Origin of the sequence: Streptomyces himalayensis subsp. himalayensis (assembly GCF_013778455.1) — a bacterium.
Taxonomy (GTDB): Bacteria; Actinomycetota; Actinomycetes; order Streptomycetales; family Streptomycetaceae; genus Streptomyces; species Streptomyces himalayensis.
Genome location: NZ_JACEHE010000013.1, coordinates 179283 through 197295, shown reverse-complemented (window position 1 = coordinate 197295; position 18013 = coordinate 179283). Strand labels below are relative to the sequence as shown.

13 protein-coding genes and 1 riboswitch are annotated in these 18013 nt (G+C 72.1%); of the genes, 9 read left to right on the top strand and 4 right to left on the bottom strand.

What is annotated here, in order from left to right; genetic code table 11:
- Positions 1-62 precede the first annotated feature (62 nt).
- Entirely contained in the window at positions 63-812 is a 750-nt protein-coding gene (locus H1D24_RS22030; protein ID WP_181659352.1) for a hypothetical protein, read from the bottom strand.
- Between the two features lie 500 nt (positions 813-1312).
- On the opposite strand from H1D24_RS22030, the gene H1D24_RS22025 reads away from it, so the two are divergent.
- Positions 1313-1732, top strand: a complete 420-nt coding sequence (locus H1D24_RS22025; RefSeq protein ID WP_181659351.1) for a VOC family protein — start codon at positions 1313-1315, stop codon at positions 1730-1732.
- A gap of 25 nt (positions 1733-1757) precedes the next feature.
- Here the strand turns inward: H1D24_RS22025 and H1D24_RS22020 are convergent, their stop codons facing one another.
- The 3 genes from H1D24_RS22020 to H1D24_RS22010 all read right to left on the bottom strand — a co-directional run bounded on the left by H1D24_RS22020 (position 1758) and on the right by H1D24_RS22010 (position 5923).
- Positions 1758-3194 (bottom strand): hypothetical protein, encoded by a 1437-nt coding sequence (locus H1D24_RS22020; protein WP_258564240.1) that lies wholly within the window; start codon positions 3192-3194, stop codon positions 1758-1760.
- A 652-nt stretch (positions 3195-3846) separates the two neighbouring features.
- The gene (locus H1D24_RS22015) at positions 3847-4974 is read right to left on the bottom strand and encodes an alpha/beta hydrolase (protein ID WP_181659349.1); all 1128 of its coding nucleotides are present in this window, start codon (positions 4972-4974) and stop codon (positions 3847-3849) included.
- Positions 4975-5137: 163 nt separating this feature from the next.
- Positions 5138-5923 (bottom strand): class II aldolase/adducin family protein, encoded by a 786-nt coding sequence (locus H1D24_RS22010; RefSeq protein ID WP_258564229.1) that lies wholly within the window; start codon positions 5921-5923, stop codon positions 5138-5140.
- A gap of 270 nt (positions 5924-6193) precedes the next feature.
- Here H1D24_RS22010 and H1D24_RS22005 point away from each other — a divergent pair, with 270 nt between their 5' ends.
- The 8 genes from H1D24_RS22005 (at position 6194) to cobO (ending at position 18011) form a co-directional block, all read left to right on the top strand.
- On the top strand, positions 6194-6931 hold the full coding sequence (locus H1D24_RS22005; RefSeq protein ID WP_181659348.1) for a lysozyme: 738 nt from the start codon (positions 6194-6196) through the stop codon (positions 6929-6931).
- A gap of 201 nt (positions 6932-7132) precedes the next feature.
- The gene (locus tag H1D24_RS22000) at positions 7133-8374 is read left to right on the top strand and encodes an inorganic phosphate transporter (RefSeq protein WP_181659347.1); all 1242 of its coding nucleotides are present in this window, start codon (positions 7133-7135) and stop codon (positions 8372-8374) included.
- 12 nt (positions 8375-8386) lie between these two features.
- Positions 8387-8608 (top strand): hypothetical protein, encoded by a 222-nt coding sequence (locus tag H1D24_RS21995; RefSeq protein ID WP_181659346.1) that lies wholly within the window; start codon positions 8387-8389, stop codon positions 8606-8608.
- A 189-nt stretch (positions 8609-8797) separates the two neighbouring features.
- Positions 8798-8927: riboswitch (cobalamin riboswitch) on the top strand.
- Between the two features lie 145 nt (positions 8928-9072).
- Entirely contained in the window at positions 9073-10134 is a 1062-nt protein-coding gene (locus H1D24_RS21990; protein WP_181659345.1) for a cobalamin biosynthesis protein, read from the top strand.
- Positions 10131-11642 carry a cobyric acid synthase gene (locus tag H1D24_RS21985; protein ID WP_181659344.1) on the top strand — a complete coding sequence of 504 codons (1512 nt, stop codon included), beginning with the start codon at positions 10131-10133 and terminating at the stop codon, positions 11640-11642. Before H1D24_RS21990 ends, H1D24_RS21985 begins: the two co-directional genes overlap by 4 nt.
- Positions 11639-15316: a cobaltochelatase subunit CobN gene (gene cobN, locus H1D24_RS21980; RefSeq protein WP_181659343.1), complete on the top strand. Its 3678-nt coding sequence runs from the start codon at positions 11639-11641 to the stop codon at positions 15314-15316. Before H1D24_RS21985 ends, cobN begins: the two co-directional genes overlap by 4 nt.
- The gene (locus tag H1D24_RS21975; RefSeq protein ID WP_181659342.1) at positions 15313-17403 is read left to right on the top strand and encodes a putative cobaltochelatase; all 2091 of its coding nucleotides are present in this window, start codon (positions 15313-15315) and stop codon (positions 17401-17403) included. Before cobN ends, H1D24_RS21975 begins: the two co-directional genes overlap by 4 nt.
- The gene (gene cobO / locus H1D24_RS21970) at positions 17403-18011 is read left to right on the top strand and encodes a cob(I)yrinic acid a,c-diamide adenosyltransferase (RefSeq protein WP_181659341.1); all 609 of its coding nucleotides are present in this window, start codon (positions 17403-17405) and stop codon (positions 18009-18011) included. The genes H1D24_RS21975 and cobO overlap by 1 nt, the downstream gene beginning before the upstream one ends.
- Positions 18012-18013 lie beyond the last annotated feature (2 nt).

The following is an 18013-nucleotide window of genomic DNA, read 5'->3' as shown; positions in this document are numbered from 1 at the left end:
AGGAGAATGGCCATGCGGCGATTCTAACGGGACCGTGCAACCGGTTTTTCTGTGCGCCGCGATTATCCGTCGCCGGCCGCTGTGTTGTTGCGCACTGTGCCGGTGGTCCGTCGTGCGCCTGTGACGTCCGGGCCTGCGGCGGCGTTGCTCCTGTCATCGCTGCCGCCGGGCAGCTCGTTGGCGAGGGGTGCGCGCCGCGGCACGATCCTGCCGAGCTCGTCGACCGCCACGACCTCCGCCGTCCAGGAGGCGCCGGGGCTGCGGCACGGCTGCGCCACGAGAAGCGCGCGGCCGTGCCGCATCGTGCGTGCGGGCTCGAAGGCGCAGCCCCGGCGGGCGGGCAGCACCCACCGCAGATCACCGTCCGCGAGGCGGTACGCGGCGATGCGGTACGGCGTGACGACGGCGAGCATGCGGGAGCTGGGCGCAAGCCGTTGCAGCACACCGGCGCCGTCACGCGCGCGTGGGGAGCGCAGCCAGGCGGCGGCCGCGGGGGCGGCGCGGTGCCAGCGGACCGCGCGGCCGTCACGGCGGGCCGTGTCGGTGACCAGCCCGTCGCTCCAGAGCGTGACGGCGTGCCCGCGCACGGGAAGCACGGAGAGCGGCCTGCGCCCTTCGCGCGCATAGGCCCATCTGGTCCGTCCCGTTCCGGGGTCGTACGCCTCGACGGCCCGGCCCGTCATACGCAGCCGGGGCTCCGGGGCACCCGGGTTCTCCACGCGCGCGTGCACCGTGAGGTGGTCTCCGTAAGGCTCGGGGCGCGTCAGATGGGCCGCGGTGATGAGAGGCACCGCGAGAAGGCCGAGGACCATGGACACGACGAGGCGGGAAGCACGGCGGGAGCGGCCGGCGGGCAACGGGGCTTCGGGAGCGGGGTGCTGCGGCGCAGGGGGCCGGGGATCAGGATGCCGGGAACCAGGGCGCCGTGGAGCAGGATGCGGGGGAGCAGGATGCTGGGGAGCGAGGGCATGGGCGACCGGCGATTCAGGGGCGGGTGACTTCGGGACGGGCCGCGCCCGATGGCGGACGTAGGCGCTCACTTCAGTCGCGTCGAACGGCAGAGCCGCCACGCAACACCCCCTTCCGCACCGCCATCGTTATGCCCTGGAATGCCCGCGAATCAGGCGGAGAGCGTAGCCGCGGCTTCTGCGGCGCGGCCGCAGAAGCGTGCCGACACGGCGCACGGGCGGGCAGCGGTCCCTCGTTCGGCGTCTTGGCCGCCGCGCCAGGCCGGTCGGCTTCTCCGGGGCGTTGTCAGTGCCCGGTGCAAGACTGTGGAAGGGGGTCACATTCGAGAGAAGGGGTGATCGGTATGGCAGGCAGTGAGGGCGGGCGTCCGAGCATCTGTCCGACGCTGTTGTACGGGGACGCGAAGGCGGCCATCAGGCTGCTCACCGAGGCCTTCGGCTTCACGGAGGTCAGTGTGTACGAGGGCGAGGACGGCTCGGTGCTCCACGCCGAACTGGCCTATGGCAACGGCGTGGTGATGCTCGGTTCGAAGGGCCGCGGCGGCATCTTCGACCAGACGATGAAGGACGCCGGACCAGCCGGGGTGTACATCGTCGTGGACGATGCCGACGCGCACCACCGGCGGGCCGTGGAGCACGGTGTGGAGATCCTGATGCCCCCGACGGACCAGGACTACGGCTCACGGGACTACATGGCCCGGGACGCCGAGGGCAACGTATGGAGCTTCGGGACGTACGCCCCGGAGACAAAGGGCTCCGGCTGACCGCTGCTTGCCGTGCGGCGGGTCGCTACGCCCCTCCCGTGTGCACCTGGAAGGCGGCGCGGCGCACGGCCTTGGCGAGCGCCGGGTCGGGGTGGGCCGCGGCGAGGGCCACCAGCACCTGGACGGTGCGCGGGTGGCCGACGGCGCGCACCTCGTCGAGGAGCGCCGGCACGGTGGGCTGCATCGCCGACTCCAGGTGACGTACGAGGAGTTGGGCCTCGCCGTGGTCGGCGACGGCCGCGGCGGTGTCCACCCACAGCCAGGTCGACTCCTCGCGGGTGAGCACCGCATGGGCGTCCTCGGGGTCCAGACCCTCGTGCTCGGCGAGCCACAGCAGGGCGTAGGGCCGCAGCGACGGTTCCTCCGCCGCCGCCCTGACGTCTGCCTCCGCCGGGGCGCCGACCACGCGCAGGGCCTCGAAGGCCAGTCCGCGCAGCAGGGCGTCCTCGCCGCGGGCGGCGTCGAGGAGTTCGGTGACGGCGCTGCCCACGGTGCGGGCGGCGAGCCAGGCGCGATACTCGGCACGGGCCGCGTTCGGACGCAGCCGCGCACAGCCGCGCAGCATGTCCTCGGCGGGCTGCTCGATGTGCCCGGCGGGGCTCTGCGCGGCCACGCAGATCTGCTCTAGCTTGACCCAGACCGCCCAGCTGCCGAGGGGGGTGAGCGTGGCCTGCCCGGCGGAGCAGGTCAGTGCGCCGACGGCGGCGAGCGCGTCAAGGGCCCAGTCGAGCAGTGCGGCCAGCGGGGCGTCCACATGGCTCACGGCGTCCGGGCCCGTGGACTCGGCTGGGGCGGGCTCGGCGGTGTCTGGGCCGGTGGTTGCGGGCTCGGCGGTTTCGGGCTCGGCGGTTGCGGGCTCGGAGCTGATGGACGCGGGTGTTGCGAGCACGGGTGCCGCGGCCACGGGAGTCGTCAGCGCAGGGATCGTGGGCGCAGGGATCGTGGGCGCAGGGATCGTGGGCGCGGAGTGCGGCCCGTAGGGGATCTCGCAGCGCTCGGTGCGCAGTTCCGTGACGCGCTGCTCGAGGAGATCGAGCAGCTGCGACACGGGAACGGGCCCGGCCGACAGCTGGAGCAGGGACAGCACCTGCGGCATCGCCTCGACGACCTCGGCGACCGCGGCGGGCAAGAGATCGTCCGGCGCCGGGTGGGCCAGCGACCAGGCGTCGAACAGCGCGACCCAGCCGCGAAGTACGGCGGAGTCGTCCCGGTCCCAGGCGCGCAGCCGCCAGCCGGGGCGGGCGCTGTCGCCGTGCACCTCGACCAGTCCGGCGAGTCGCGCGGTGTCCCAGTCGGCGCGTACCTGTTCGGGCGTCAGGTCCAGGTCGGCCGCGGCCCGTTCGGCAGTGGCGTCGGAGAGGGTGCCGCCGCCGTCGGGGGTCGCGCCGTCGCGGCCGGGGCGCAGCGCGGCGTCGGCCCAGCGCGCGACACGGACGGCGCCGGCCAGTCCGCCGCGCGCCATGCGGGCCAGTTCCGCGGGTGGCGGGGTGCCCTCGGGAGGCCTGGGGGCGGGGCGGCGGGAACGCCGCTCGGACACCGCTCGCGGGGCGGCGGCAAGGGATCGTGGGCGGACGAGTCTGAGCCTGGAGTCGCGCGGGATACGGGACGTCACGGGAGCAGTCTTCCGGTTGACGGTCCGAAAACCCAAACGGAATGCCACGCGAGTAGAAAGGGAGGCCGCATTGGCCGGTTAAGTGCGCATGAGCAGCAGCAAAACGGAAGATACGGCCAAGGGGCGCGGAGGTGCTCCGGCGGGTGAGTCCCCCCGCGGACCCCGGGCGGGCCGGGCCGGCCGCGGTGCCACAGCCGCAGTGCCGCAGCCGCGGTGCCACGCACACCATGGCGCCGCGGCGGCTGCGGCTGCGGCGGCTGCGGAAGTGGGCGGGCGCACACGGCCACGATGACTTCCGAAGGCTGCGGCTGCGGCGGCTGCGGAAGTGGGCGGGCGCACACGGCCACGATGACTTCCGAAGGCCCACGGGCGCGCTCGCACGGTCCACGGAGGCGCTCGCACAGTCCGGGGCCGCGATGGCCGGGCGACCGCCCCAGCCGCAATGGCCGGTGGGGGTTGCGGCAACCCGGGACAGCTCCTCCAGAAGGAAGGCCGAGGACGGCTACATCAGCGGCGTGAGGAAGCGGCGCAAGGTCTCTTCGTAGCCCCGGGGATCGGCGTTCCACATGGCGCTGTGCGGGGCGTTCTGAACGGCGTGGAGGGTGACCGTGTCGCGGCGGCGGTCGGCCAGTCGGCGGCTCAGGCCCCAGGGGGCGACGGCGTCGTCGGGGCCGTGCAGCAGCAGGGTCGGCAGCTTCAGCTTCTCGGGGTCAAGGGCCTCCTCGATGGCGCCGCCGTGCAGGCCCGCACGGCCCTGTGCCGCGCGGACGGCGAGCGGCAGCAGCGGCCCCGGCGTGCGACGGGCGGCGGCGAGGGCGCGCAGCGTGGCCTCCCAGCTGAGCACCGGCGAGTCCAGCACGAGCCCGGCGATCCGGTCGCGCAGCGACGAGCGTGCGGCGGCGTGCAGGGCCATCGCACCGCCGGTGGACCAGCCGTGCACGACGACGCGTTCCGCGCCGTACCGCAGGGCGTAGCGGATGGCGGCGTCGAGGTCGCGCCACTCCGTGTCGCCGAGGTGGCCGAGCCCGTCCGGGGGCCGGGGCGCGCCCGGATCCCCGCGGTACGCGATGTCGAGCACCGGGTAGCGGAGCCGGTGCATGAACTCCATGAGGACCATGGGGTGCTCACGCGTGGCGCCGAGGCCGTGCACGGTGATCACCCAGCTGTCGCGGGCACCGGGCACGAACCAGGCGGGCAGCGGACCGAGTTCGCCGGGGATGTCGACATCGGTGTATTCGAGGCCGAGAGCCGTCTTGGGGTTGCCGATATGCACCTGCGGAGTCAGCCAGACGCGCGCGCCAGGGCTCAACTCGCCGTGGGTGACGCGTTCGAGGCGGCGTACGACGGTGTCGGCGGGGTGCGGCGCTGCTTCCAGCACTTCGCCGACGATCGCATGGCAGCCTTCGCCGGCCAGGCCGTAGACACCCGGACGCAGTGAGGCGAGGTCCCGGGTCAGGGTGACCTGTCCCGCGGCGGTGCCGTGGACGGTGAGCCGCGGCTCGGTGGGGAGCGGCCGCCCGGGCGGCGCCTTCAGAGCGGCATCGCTGGCGTACCTGCCGGCGGCGACCACGGCCGCACCGGCACCGATCACAGTGGTGACGGCGACTGCCGTCGCTTTGGCGGTGCGCACGGCTCCAGTGTCGGTGCGCGGGCCTCCGGTGGCCAGCCGAAGGCAGGGCTGGGGTGACACGTCCGTTCCTGCCACGCCCCGGCCGGACCTCGGCCATCACCCGCGCACACCGCGACAGGGGCGGGAATTGCGGGCGATACGGGCGCCGCGGACCGGTCACCGTTCAGCTTCGCGGCTGGCCGTACCCGCGTAGTTTCTCCTCCACTTCGCGGAGCTGATCGCGGGACAGGAGGGTGGGAGACCGGCCCGGCAGGGCGCTCGCCGTCAGCCAGACTCTGCACATCCACTCGAGCTGTGCCGTTCGGTCGTATGCCTGGTCGAGGGTGGCGCCGTATGTGACGGTGCCGTGGTTCTGGAGTAGGCAACCTGTGCGGTCCTCCAGGGCGCGGAGCATGTTCTCGGCCAACTCGTCCGTGCCGTACAGGGCATAGCGGGCGACTCGCACGGGCCCGCCCAGCGCTGCCGCCATGTAGTGGATCAGGGGCAGCTCCGGCACGAGGGTCGAGACGGCGGTGGCGTGCACGGCGTGGGTGTGGACCACGGCCCCGGCGCCGGTGCTGCGGTATATCGCGAGATGCATGGGCAGCTCGCTGGTGGGGGCCAGGTCGCCGAGGAGCTGCTTGCCGTTCAGGTCGACGGCGACGGCATCCTGCGCGGTCAGCCGGTCGTACGGGACCCCGCTCGGAGTGACCAGTACGGTCCCGCCGACGCGCACCGACACATTGCCCGAGGTACCGACGACCAGCCCGTCCGTCACGGTGCGCCGGGCCGTGGCCACAAGTTCGTTCCACGCCCGCCCCAGCGCGTCCCGCGGCCGCCCCACGCCAGGCTCCCGCTCGTGCTCCTGCTCCTGCTCCTGCTCCTGCTCCTGCTCCTGCTCCAGCGCCTGCTCCCGCTTCGGCCCCTGATCGCCCGCCTCGGCACAACCGCCCATGTCATCCCTCGCCATCCGCCGTTCCGAATCCGCCGCCCCGTCTCGGCCGCCACGCCACCCACCCTGCCAGCCGCCCCGCGGGCCGTCCCACGGGGCCGCCCTCCCCAGCACGCACTGTGCCGACAAGGCCGCGCCGTGTAACGCCGCTCCCGGGCTCCCGTTAGGCCGCATATGCACCCCCACACGCCCTCACGGAAGCGGACTGGCCGGAGATCGACGGTCCCGAAAGAGCCCTCCGATACCCTCTGGTGGATTTGTCATGCACGTCGCCATCCGGGGGGAAATATGGCTCGTGATCACAAACCGTCTCTTCGCCGTGCCCGCATCGCCGCGGTCTCCGCGGCGACGCTCGCGCTCGGGGCCACCGCACTCGCCGAGATTCCGGTTTCCGCGGCCGGCAAGCCGAAGGGGCACGACGTCTCCTCGCACCAGAAGAACGTCGACTGGCAGAAGGCGAAGAGCAAGGGCGCGAGGTTCGTCTACGTCAAGGCGACCGAGTCCCACACCTACCGCAACCCGTACTACAGCCAGCAGTACAACGGGGCCCGCAACGCGGGCATCATCCGCGGCGCGTACCACTTCGCGCTGCCCAACAAGTCGTCCGGCAAGACTCAGGCGCAGTACTTCGTGCGCAACGGCGGATCATGGAAGGCGGACGGCTGGACTCTGCCGCCCGCCCTCGACATCGAGTTCAACCCGTACAGCTCGAAGACGTGCCACGGCATGAGCAAGACGAAGATGATCTCCTGGATAAGGTCCTTCAGCAGCGAGGTGAAACGGCTGACCGGCCGCCGGCCCGTGATCTACACGAACACGAACTGGTGGAAGAAGTGCACCGGCAACAGCGCCGCTTTCGCCAACCACGCCCTGTGGCTGGCCCGCTACAGTTCGTCGGCCGGGACCCTGCCTGCGGGCTGGCAGTATTGGACCTTCTGGCAGTACGACAACAGCGGCAGCCTGCCGGGTGACCAGAATCTCTTCAACGGCTCGACGACCGCACTGAGGAAGTTCGCGCGGGGGTAGGCCCGCAGCGGCGGAACCCGCGCTTCCGCCCAATTCCGGGCCTCTGGCCGTCGCCATGATCGATTGTGCCGCCACTTCGAACGCAACCGGAGTGGCGGCACACCAGTTCGGGCCACCCTGCGGCCCCACCTAGTTCATCTTCCGTTCACTCAGATTGCCTACGGTCCACGAGCCAATGACGTCCAACAGAAGCCTGGGTAAATGGAACACATCACGCTTCTCCTCGGGATCGTGATCGTCACCGCTCTCGTGTTCGATTTCACGAACGGTTTCCACGACACAGCCAACGCGATGGCGACAACCATCTCGACAGGCGCTCTGCGACCAAAGACGGCGGTGGCGATGTCCGCCGTGCTGAACCTCGTCGGAGCCTTCCTCTCCGTGGAGGTCGCCAAGACGATCTCCGGCGGCATCATCAACGAGGAGGGCATCAGAACCGAGGTGATCTTCGCAGCGCTCGTCGGCGCCATCCTCTGGAATTTGCTGACCTGGCTTCTGGGACTTCCCTCCAGCTCGTCGCACGCCCTCTTCGGCGGCCTGATCGGCGCCGCCGTGATGTCCGCGGGCTGGTCCTCGGTCAACGGCAGCACCGTCGTCACCAAGGTGCTGATCCCCGCGGTCGCCGCGCCCCTCGTCGCCGGTCTCGCCGCGGCGCTGGCCACCCGCCTGACGTACCGGATAGGCAGCCGCGCCGACGACAAGGCGACGGCCCCCGGCTACCGCGCCGGTCAGATCGCCTCCGCGGGCCTCGTCTCCCTCGCCCACGGCACCAACGACGCGCAGAAGACCATGGGCATCATCACGCTGGCCCTGGTCACGGGCGGCGTCCTCGCGCCCGGCTCCAACCCGCCGGTCTGGGTCATCGCCTCCGCCGGCATCGCCATCGCGCTCGGCACCTACCTGGGCGGCTGGCGCATCATCCGCACCATGGGCAAGGGCCTGACGGATCTCGCGCCGCCGCAGGGCTTCGCCGCGCAGACCAGCGCCGCGACGGTCATCCTGGCCTCCTCCCACCTGGGCTTCTCCCTCTCCACCACCCAGTCCTGCTCGGGTGCCGTGATGGGCGCGGGCCTCGGCCGCAAGGGCGGCGTGGTCCGCTGGTCGACCGCGACGCGGATGTTCGTCGCCTGGGGTCTGACGCTGCCGGCCGCCGGTCTCGTCGGCGCGGGCGCCGAACTCCTGACCAAGCAGGGCACGTGGGGCGTCATCCTCACCGGTGCGCTGCTGGTCGTCGGGTCCGCCGTGATCTGGGGGCTGTCGCGCCGCCAGCCCGTCACCCACGACAACGTCAACGACGTCGGTGAGGTAGACGGCGGCTCCGACGCCGGCCTCGACGCCGTGCCCGCGGACGCCGTCACCGCCGCGATCACGGACGACCTGAAGGCCACCATCCCGGCACAGCCCGGCGCCTCGCCGGAGCCCGCCAAGACCGCTTCGGTGTAAGGAAAGACCAGAATGAAGATCGACTGGGCAGCTCTCGGCTCCGTCTTCGGAGTCAGCCTCGTGGTCACGGTGGCCCTCGTGGGCCTGTTCACCCTGGGCATCGTCGGCCTCTCGAAGCGGGAGCGGGCGACGGCACAGGGCGGCTCCGCGGCCCTCGCGGTCAGCGGCGCGTACGCGTGCTTCGCGCTCTGCGCGGCGGCCGTCGGTTACGGGATCTATCTGATCGTCGCCTGAGGACTGATCGTGCTGTGACGGAAGCAGCCTCAGGCTTTTCGTGGGGTGCGGGACGTATGGACGTCCCGCACCCCACGCGCGTACCCAGGGTGTGTGGGCCTTCGCACACTCCCCCGTCGCAGGTCAACAGCGAGTTGACGGGCCTTCGCGGGGCGTGGTGGACTGCCGGAGCCATATACGGCGGCAGGAGAGGAAGCCGGTGCGAATCCGGCGCGGTCCCGCCACTGTCACCGGGGAGCGCTCCCCCACACGGAAGTCACGGCCCGTACGCACGGGTTGGAAGGCCGGGGGAAGCGTAGATCCGGGAGCCAGGAGACTCTCACCGCCGGTCACGTCGAACCAGGGCGCGGACCCTGAGTGAGGACATATCGCCATGCGCGGCTGCCCGTTGCCCGACGAGTTGAGCAGTACGAGGGATCTTCCAGGCGTATCGGCGGGCTGATCCCATGCATCCGGCTGATCCGATGCGTTCCGCTGGTCCCGTCTATCCGGCTGCTCCCCTCCATGCCGAACGTGCCGGGCGCGGACGTGTCTTCGCCTACGGTGCCGCCGCCGGCCTCCTCGGCGATCTGCTCATCGGCGATCCGCGCCGGGGCCATCCGGTCGCCGCGTTCGGGCGTGCCGCGGCCGCCGTGGAGCGTGCGCTGTGGCGGGACCACCGCGGGTGGGGCGCGCTGCACACCGCGGTGTGCGCCGGGGGTGCGACCGCTCTTGCCGCACTGGCTGCCCGTTCCGTACGCACTTCCCGTACCGCCTCCGTCACGCTGACCGCGGCCGCGACCTGGGCCGTGGTCGGCGGCACCTCGCTCGGCCGCGAGGCGCGGGCCGTGGGCGGGGCGCTGGCCGCCGGGGACATCGAGGCCGCGCGGGAGCGGCTGCCCCATCTGTGCGGGCGCGATCCGCAGGCGCTGGATGCGGACGGCATCGCGCGGGCCGTGGTCGAGTCCGTCGCCGAGAACACGTCCGACGCTGTCGTGGGCGCCCTCGTGTGGGGCGCGGTGGGCGGCGTGCCGGGGCTTGTGGGGTTCCGGGCGGTCAACACGCTGGACGCCATGGTGGGGCACAAGTCGCCCCGGTACCGGCGGTACGGATGGGCTTCCGCGCGGCTCGACGATGTCGCGGGGTGGCCGGGGGCGCGGCTCACGGCTGTGCTTGCCGCCGTGGCCGGGGGCAATCCGCGCGGGGCCCTGCGGGCTTGGCGGGCGGATGCCGGGAAGCATCCGAGTCCCAACGCCGGGGTCGTTGAGGCCTCGTTTGCGGGGGCGCTCGGAGTACGGCTCGGGGGGCCCCTGTCGTACGGGGGGAGGGTTGAGCACCGGCCTGTGCTCAACGGCTCCGGCCGCCCTGTCGAGGTCGCGGACATCGAGCGGGCCGTACGGCTTTCTCGGCGCGTTGGTTGGCTTGCCCTTGGAGTGGGTGCCCTCTGTGCCGTTCTGCGGGACTTGGCTTCGGGGCGCCCGACAAGGAGTGCTGTGCCCACCCGGCCACAGCGTTACCAGCAGGACCAACCGGGAGGGAACTCATGAGCGGTGGCGGGCTGTTGGTGGCTGGTACCACCTCCGATGCCGGGAAGAGCGTTGTCACCGCCGGTATCTGTCGGTGGCTCGTGCGGCAGGGGGTCAAGGTCGCGCCCTTCAAGGGGCAGAACATGTCCCTGAACTCGTTCGTGACGCGCGAGGGTGCCGAGATCGGGCGGGCGCAGGCCATGCAGGCGCAGGCGGCGCGCGTCGAGCCGAGGGCGCTCATGAACCCCGTACTGCTCAAGCCCGGCAGCGACCGCAGCAGTCAGGTCGTCCTCATGGGCAAGCCCGTGGGCGAGCTGAGTGCCCGGGGCTACCACGGTGGGCGTCAGGAGTCCCTGCTCGGCACCGTCCTGGAGTGCCTCGAGGAGTTGCGGGGCACGTATGACGCGGTGATCTGTGAGGGGGCGGGCAGCCCTGCCGAGATCAATCTGCGGCGGACGGACATCGTCAACATGGGCATCGCGCGGGCCGCGCGGCTGCCGGTCGTCGTCGTGGGCGACATCGACCGGGGCGGGGTCTTCGCGTCGTTCTTCGGTACGGTCGCGCTGCTCAGCCCCGAGGACCAGGCGCTGATCGCCGGCTTCCTGGTCAACAAGTTCCGCGGGGACGTGTCCCTCCTCGAGCCGGGGCTCGACATGCTGGAACAGCTCACCGGCCGCCGTACGTTCGGTGTGCTGCCGTACCGGCACGGGCTCGGGATCGACGAGGAGGACGGGCTGCGGGTCTCGCTCCGCGGGGCGGTCCGGGAGTCCACGGTCGCTCCGCCCGTCGGCGAGGACGTGCTGCGGGTCGCCGTGTGCGCGGTCCCGCTGATGTCCAACTTCACGGACGTGGACGCGCTCGCCGCCGAACCGGGCGTCGTCGTGCGGTTCGTGGACCGTGCGGAGGAGCTCGTCGACGCGGACCTCGTCGTCGTGCCCGGCACCCGAGGCACCGTACGCGCCCTCGAGTGGCTGCGCGAGCGCGGCCTCGCGGCCGCGATCGCGCGCAGGGCCGCCGAGGGGCGTCCGGTCCTCGGTATCTGCGGCGGGTTCCAGGTGCTCGGCGAGCACATCGACGACGAGGTGGAGTCCCGCGCGGGCCATGTGCAGGGGCTCGGACTGCTGCCCGTGCGCGTGCGGTTCGCGAAGGAGAAGACCCTCACGCGGCCGTCCGGCACCGCGCTCGGCGAACACGTCGAGGGGTACGAGATCCATCACGGCGTCGCCGACGTCATGGGCGGTGAACCGTTCCTGGACGGCTGCCGGGTCGGCGATGTCTGGGGCACCCACTGGCACGGCTCGCTGGAGTCGGACGGCTTCCGCCGCGCGTTCCTGCGTGAGGTCGCGCGGGCCGCCGGCCGCCGCTTCACACCCGCGCCCGACACCAGCTTCTCGGCGCTGCGCGAGGAGCAGCTCGACCTGCTCGGCGATCTGATCGAAGAGCACGCGGACACAAGTGCGCTGCTCCGCCTGATCGAGACCGGTGCACCCTCCGGTCTCCCCTTCCTTGCTCCGGGGGCACCCTCATGACCGTCCTGCTTCTGTCCACCGCCGACACGGATCTGCTGGCGGCCCGTGCCTCCGGCGCGCCGTACCGGATCGGCAACCCCGCGCGCGTCGACGCGGCGACCGAGCTGCCCGCGCTCATCGACGGCTGCGACATCGCGGTCGTACGTCTCCTCGGCGGCAGACGCGCCTGGGAGGACGGGCTCGCCGTACTCAAGTCGTCCGGCATCCCGACCGTGCTGCTGGGCGGCGAGGCGGTACCGGACGCCGAGTTGATGGCCGAGTCCACCGTTCACGCGGGTGCCGTGGCCGAGGCTCTGCGCTATCTCGTCGAGGGTGGCACCGCCAATCTGGCGGAGCTGGCGCGCTTCCTCAGCCAGGACGTGCTGCTCGCCGGGCATGGTCGTGCCGGAGGCGCGCAGAACAGGCACAGCGCCGAGCCGCAGAAGATGCCCGAATACGGCGTCCACGGCGCCCCCACGCGTCATGAAGGGCGCCCGACGGTCGGCGTGCTCTTCTACCGCGCCCACGAGCTGTCCGGGAACACCGCGTTCGTGGACACCCTGTGCAACGCGATCGAGGCACGGGGCGCCAACGCGTTGCCCGTCTACTGCGGTTCGCTGCGCGGCGCGGACGAGGGCCTGTACGAGATCCTCGGGCAGGCCGACGCGCTCGTCGCCACGGTGCTCGCGGCGGGCGGTACGCACGCGTCGGAGGCCTCCGCGGGCGGCGACGAGGAGGCATGGGACATCGGCGCGCTCGCCGACCTGAACATCCCCGTCCTGCAAGGGCTCTGCCTCACCTCCTCACGCGCCGCCTGGGACGAGTCGGACGCCGCCCTCTCCCCCATGGACGCGGCGATGCAGGTCGCGATTCCCGAGTTCGACGGACGGCTGATCACCGTCCCGTTCTCCTTCAAGGAGCAGGGGCCGGACGACGTTCCGGTGTACGTCGCCGACCCCGAGCGGGCCGCGCGGGTCGCCGGAATCGCCGTACGACACGCCCAGCTCAAGCACAAGCCGAACGCCGAGAAGAAGCTCGCGCTGGTCTTCACCGCGTACCCGACCAAGCACTCCCGGGTCGGCAACGCGGTCGGACTCGACACCCCGGCATCGGCGGTCCGCGTCCTCGACGCGCTGCGCGACGCGGGCTATGTGGTCGAGGGCCACCCTGACAACGGCGACGAGCTGATCCACCGGCTCATCGAGGCGGGCGGCCACGACGTGGAGTGGCTCACCGAAGAGCAACTGGCCGTGGCCCCCGCGCGCGTGCCGCTCGCCGACTATCGGGCGTGGTTCGACAAGCTCGAACCGGAGCTGCGGGACGGCATGCTGGAGGCGTGGGGCGAGCCGCCGGGCAGCCTGTACGTGGACGGCGACGACATCGTGCTGGCGTCCCTGCAGTTCGGGAACATCGTCGTGATGATCCAGCCGCCGCGCGGCTTCGGCGAGAACCCCATCGCGATCTACCACGACCCGGACATGCCGCCGTCGCACCACTACATGGCCGCGTACCGCTGGCTGGACAACACCTTCCAGGCCGACGCCATCGTGCACATGGGCAAGCACGGCACGATGGAGTGGCTGCCGGGCAAGGGACTCGGCCTGAGCGGCGGTTGCGCCCCGGACGCGGTCCTCGGCGACCTCCCGCTGATCTACCCCTTCATCGTCAACGACCCCGGCGAGGGCACCCAGGCCAAGCGCCGCGGACACGCCACGGTCGTCGACCACCTCGTACCGCCCATGGCGCGCGCCGACACCTACGGCGACCTGGCCAAGCTGGAGCAGCTGCTCGACGAGTACGCGCTGGTCAGCGATCTGGACCCGGCGAAGGCGCCGGCAGTGCGCGCCCAGATCTGGACTCTCGTGAAGGCCGCGGAGCTCCACCACGACCTGCATGTGGACGAGCAGCCGGACGACGACGCGTTCGACGAGTTCGTCATGCACATCGACGGCTATCTGTGCGAGATCAAGGATGTGCAGATCCGCGACGGCCTGCACATCCTGGGCGGCGGTCCGGTGGGCGAGCCCCGGGTCAACCTCGTACTGGCCGTGCTGCGGGCCTCGCAGGTGTGGGGCGGGCAGGCGAACGCGCTGCCGGGTCTGCGGGCGGCGCTGGCCGAGCACTTCGGGCTTGTGGAGAAGGAGCTTCTGGGCGAGCCGGGCGCGGCGGTGAAGGTGCCGGTGGAGCTGTCGGACTTGGTGGAGGGGCCGTCGCGTACGGCCGCCGACGCGATCGACCTGCTGGAGCAGCTGTGCCGGCGGGTCGCGGAGGGCATGGAGGAGCGTGCCTGGGCGGCCGCGGAGGCTCGCGGTCTCGTACGGGACGTGCTGGGCGGCGTCGAACTCGCGGACGCCGTCGCGGTGCTGGAGTTCGCGTGCCGCGAGGTCGTGCCCCGGCTGGCCCGGACGACGGACGAGATCGATCACATCCTGCGAGCCCTGGACGGCGGTTACGTCCCGGCGGGCCCGTCGGGCTCGCCGACCCGCGGGCTGGTGAACGTCCTGCCGACGGGCCGGAACTTCTACTCCGTCGACCCGAAGGCGATCCCGTCCCGCCTGTCCTGGGAGGTCGGGCAGTCGCTGGCCGACTCCCTGGTGGCGCGGTATCTGGCCGATACGGGCGAGTACCCGAAGTCCGTCGGCCTGACCGTCTGGGGCACGTCGGCGATGCGTACGCAGGGTGACGACATCGCGGAGATCCTGGCGCTGCTCGGCTGCCGCCCGGTGTGGGACGACGCGTCACGGCGTGTCACGGGATTCGAGGTGGTGGGCCTGGAGGAGCTGGGCCGTCCGCGCATCGATGTGACGGTCCGCATCTCCGGCTTCTTCCGGGACGCGTTCCCGCACGTTGTCGGGCTGATCGACGACGCGGTACGGGCGGTCGCGGAGCTCGACGAGCCCGCGGACCGGAACTACGTACGGGCGCACGCGGACGAGGACACTGCCACCCATGGCGACCGGCGGCGCGCGACGGCCCGTATCTTCGGCTCGAAGCCGGGCGCGTACGGGGCGGGTCTGCTGCCGCTGATCGACGCCCGCAACTGGCGCAGCGATGCGGATCTGGCCGAGGTGTACGCGGTGTGGGGCGGCTACGCGTACGGCCGCGGGCTCGAGGGGCGGGCGGCGCGCGGGGACATGGAGACGGCGTTCCGGCGGATCGCGGTGGCGGCGAAGAACGTCGACACGAGGGAACACGACCTGGTCGACGCCGACGACTATTTCCAGTACCACGGCGGGATGGTCGCGATGGTGCGGCATCTGACGGGCACGAGCCCCGAGGCGTACGTGGGCGACTCGGCGGTCCCGGACCAGATCAAGACGCGCACGCTCGGCGAGGAGACGCACCGCGTGTTCCGCGCGCGCGTCGTCAACCCGCGCTGGATGGCGGCGATGCGCCGCCACGGCTACAAGGGCGCCTTCGAGATGGCCGCGACCGTCGACTACCTCTTCGGGTACGACGCGACGGCGGGCGTGGTGGACGACTGGATGTACGAGAAGCTCAGCGCGGAGTACGTCTTCGACCCGGAGAACCGGGACTTCATGAAGAAGTCCAACCCCTGGGCGCTGCGCGGCATCACGGAACGGCTGCTGGAGGCGGCCGAGCGCGGCCTGTGGGCCGAGCCGGACGCCGACACGCTGGAACGGCTGCGGGCGACGTATCTGGAGCTCGAGGGCGATCTGGAGGGCGACGAGTGAATACACCCTATCCGTTCACCGCGATCGTCGGGCAGGGCGATCTACGGCTGGCGCTACTGCTCAACGCGGTTTCGCCGGCCGTGGGAGGGGTGCTCGTGCGCGGTGAGAAGGGCACCGCCAAGTCCACCGCCGTGCGCGCCCTGTCCTCCCTCATGCCCGGCGTCGAGGTCGTCGCCGGATGCCGGTTCTCGTGCGACCCCGCCGCGCCCGACCCGGGGTGCCCGGACGGGCCGCACGAGCCGGGCGGCGGCACCGCGCGGCCCGCGCGGACAGTCGAGCTCCCCGTCGGCGCGTCGGAGGACCGGCTCGTGGGCGCGCTCGACATCGAGCGGGCGCTCGCGGAGGGCGTGAAGGCGTTCGAGCCAGGTCTGCTCGCCGACGCCCATCGCGGGATCCTGTACGTCGACGAGGTCAACCTGCTCCACGATCACCTGGTCGACCTGCTGCTCGACGCCGCCGCCATGGGTGCCTCGTATGTCGAGCGTGAGGGTGTGTCCGTGCGGCATGCCGCCCGCTTCCTGCTCGTCGGCACGATGAATCCCGAAGAGGGCGAGCTGCGGCCGCAGTTGCTGGACCGGTTCGGCCTGACGGTGGAGGTCGCGGCCTCGCGGGAGCCCGATCAGCGGGTGGAGGTGGTCAGGAGGCGGCTCGCGTACGACGACGCTCCAGAGGCCTTCGCCGCGCGCTGGGCCGACGAGGAGGCCGCGGTGCGGGCACGCATCGTGGCGGCGCGGAAGCTGCTGGCTTCGGTGCGGCTCGGGGACGGTGCGCTGCGGCAGATCGCGGCGACCTGTGCGGCGTTCGAGGTCGACGGGATGCGCGCCGACATCGTGATGGCGCGGACGGCGACGGCGCTGGCCGCGTGGGCGGGGCGTACGGATGTGCTCGCCGAGGACGTGCGTCAGGCGGCGCTGCTCGCGCTGCCGCACCGGCGTCGGCGTAACCCCTTCGACGCCCCCGGCCTCGACGAGGACAAGCTCGACGAGACGCTGCAGGAGTTCGGCGGGAACGACGACCCCGATCCCGACGGGCCGGGTGGTGGTGGCGGGCAACCGCCGCAGGACAGCGGGCCGGACGCCCCGCCTCCGGCGCGCGCGGACGACGCCCCGGAGTCGGAGGGCGGCAGCACCGGGCAGCCAGAGGCCGGGGATGCTCCCGCCACCGGATCCGCCGTGGACCGCCCCGGCGACGCCTCCGACGGCGACGAGGGCCGCGGCGGCCCCGGCCGCGAGCAGACCCCCGTACGCGCCGCCGAGCCGTTCCGTACGAAGACGCTGACCGTGCCAGGCCTCGGTGAGGGCGCCGCGGGGCGACGGTCGCGGGCGCGCACCGAGCACGGCCGTACGACCGGGGCGCGGCGGCCCCAAGGGGCACTCACCAAGCTGCACTTGGCGGCGACCGTGCAGGCCGCGGCGCCGCATCAGCGGGCGCGCGGACGCAGCGGTCCGGGGCTGGTCGTCCGGCGGGACGATCTGCGGCAGGCGACGCGGGAGGGCCGCGAGGGGAACCTCGTGCTCTTCGTCGTGGACGCATCGGGATCGATGGCGGCCCGGCAGCGGATGAGCGCCGTGAAGGGCGCCGTGCTGTCGCTCCTGCTGGATGCGTACCAGCGGCGGGACAAGGTGGGGCTGATCACCTTCCGCGGGTCGGCGGCCGATGTCGCGCTGCCGCCCACCTCGTCGGTGGACGCGGCCGCGGCACGGCTCGAGTCGCTGCCGACGGGCGGCCGTACACCGCTCGCGACCGGGCTGCTCAAGGCGCACGACGTGCTGCGGGTGGAACGGTTGCGGGATCCGGCGCGGCGGCCGCTGCTGGTCGTGGTGACCGATGGGAGGGCCACGGGCGGCCCCCAGCCTGTGGAGCTGGCCCGGCGCGCGGCGCGGCTGCACGCGGCCGAGGGCACCGCGTCCGTGGTCGTCGACTGCGAGTCGGGGCCGGTACGACTCGGGCTCGCCGCGCAGCTCGCGGGTGATCTCGGCGGTGCGGCCGTGACGCTCGACGAACTGCGGGCCGACGCCATCGCCGGACTTGTACGGGACGTCCAGCACGCTCGGGACGTTCAGGGAACCAAGAGGAGGGCCGCGTAATGCCGCAGGGACAGCCTGCCGTCGTACCGGACGACGGACTCACCACCCGCCAGCGCCGCAACCGGCCGCTCGTCGTGGTGCACACCGGCATCGGCAAGGGAAAGTCGACGGCCGCCTTCGGTCTCGCGCTGCGCGCCTGGAACCAGGGGTGGCCCATCGGGGTGTTCCAGTTCGTCAAGTCGGCGAAGTGGAAGGTCGGCGAGGAGAACGCGCTCAAGGTGCTGGGTGCCTCCGGCGAGGGCGGGCCCGTCGCCTGGCACAAGATGGGCGAGGGCTGGTCGTGGATCCAGCGCGCCCCTGCCGACGGCGAACTCAGCAACGAGGACAAGGCCCGCGAGGGCTGGGAGCAGGTCAAGCGTGACCTGGCCGCCGAGACGTACCGCCTGTATGTGCTGGACGAGTTCGCGTACCCCATGCACTGGGGTTGGATCGACACCGACGAGGTGATCTCCGTGCTGCGCGACCGGCCGGGCACTCAGCACGTGGTCATCACCGGGCGCAACGCTCCCGAGAAGCTGGTGGACTTCGCGGACCTCGTGACCGACATGTCCAAGGTCAAGCATCCGATGGACGCCGGTCAGAAGGGGCAGAGGGGCATCGAGTGGTGAGC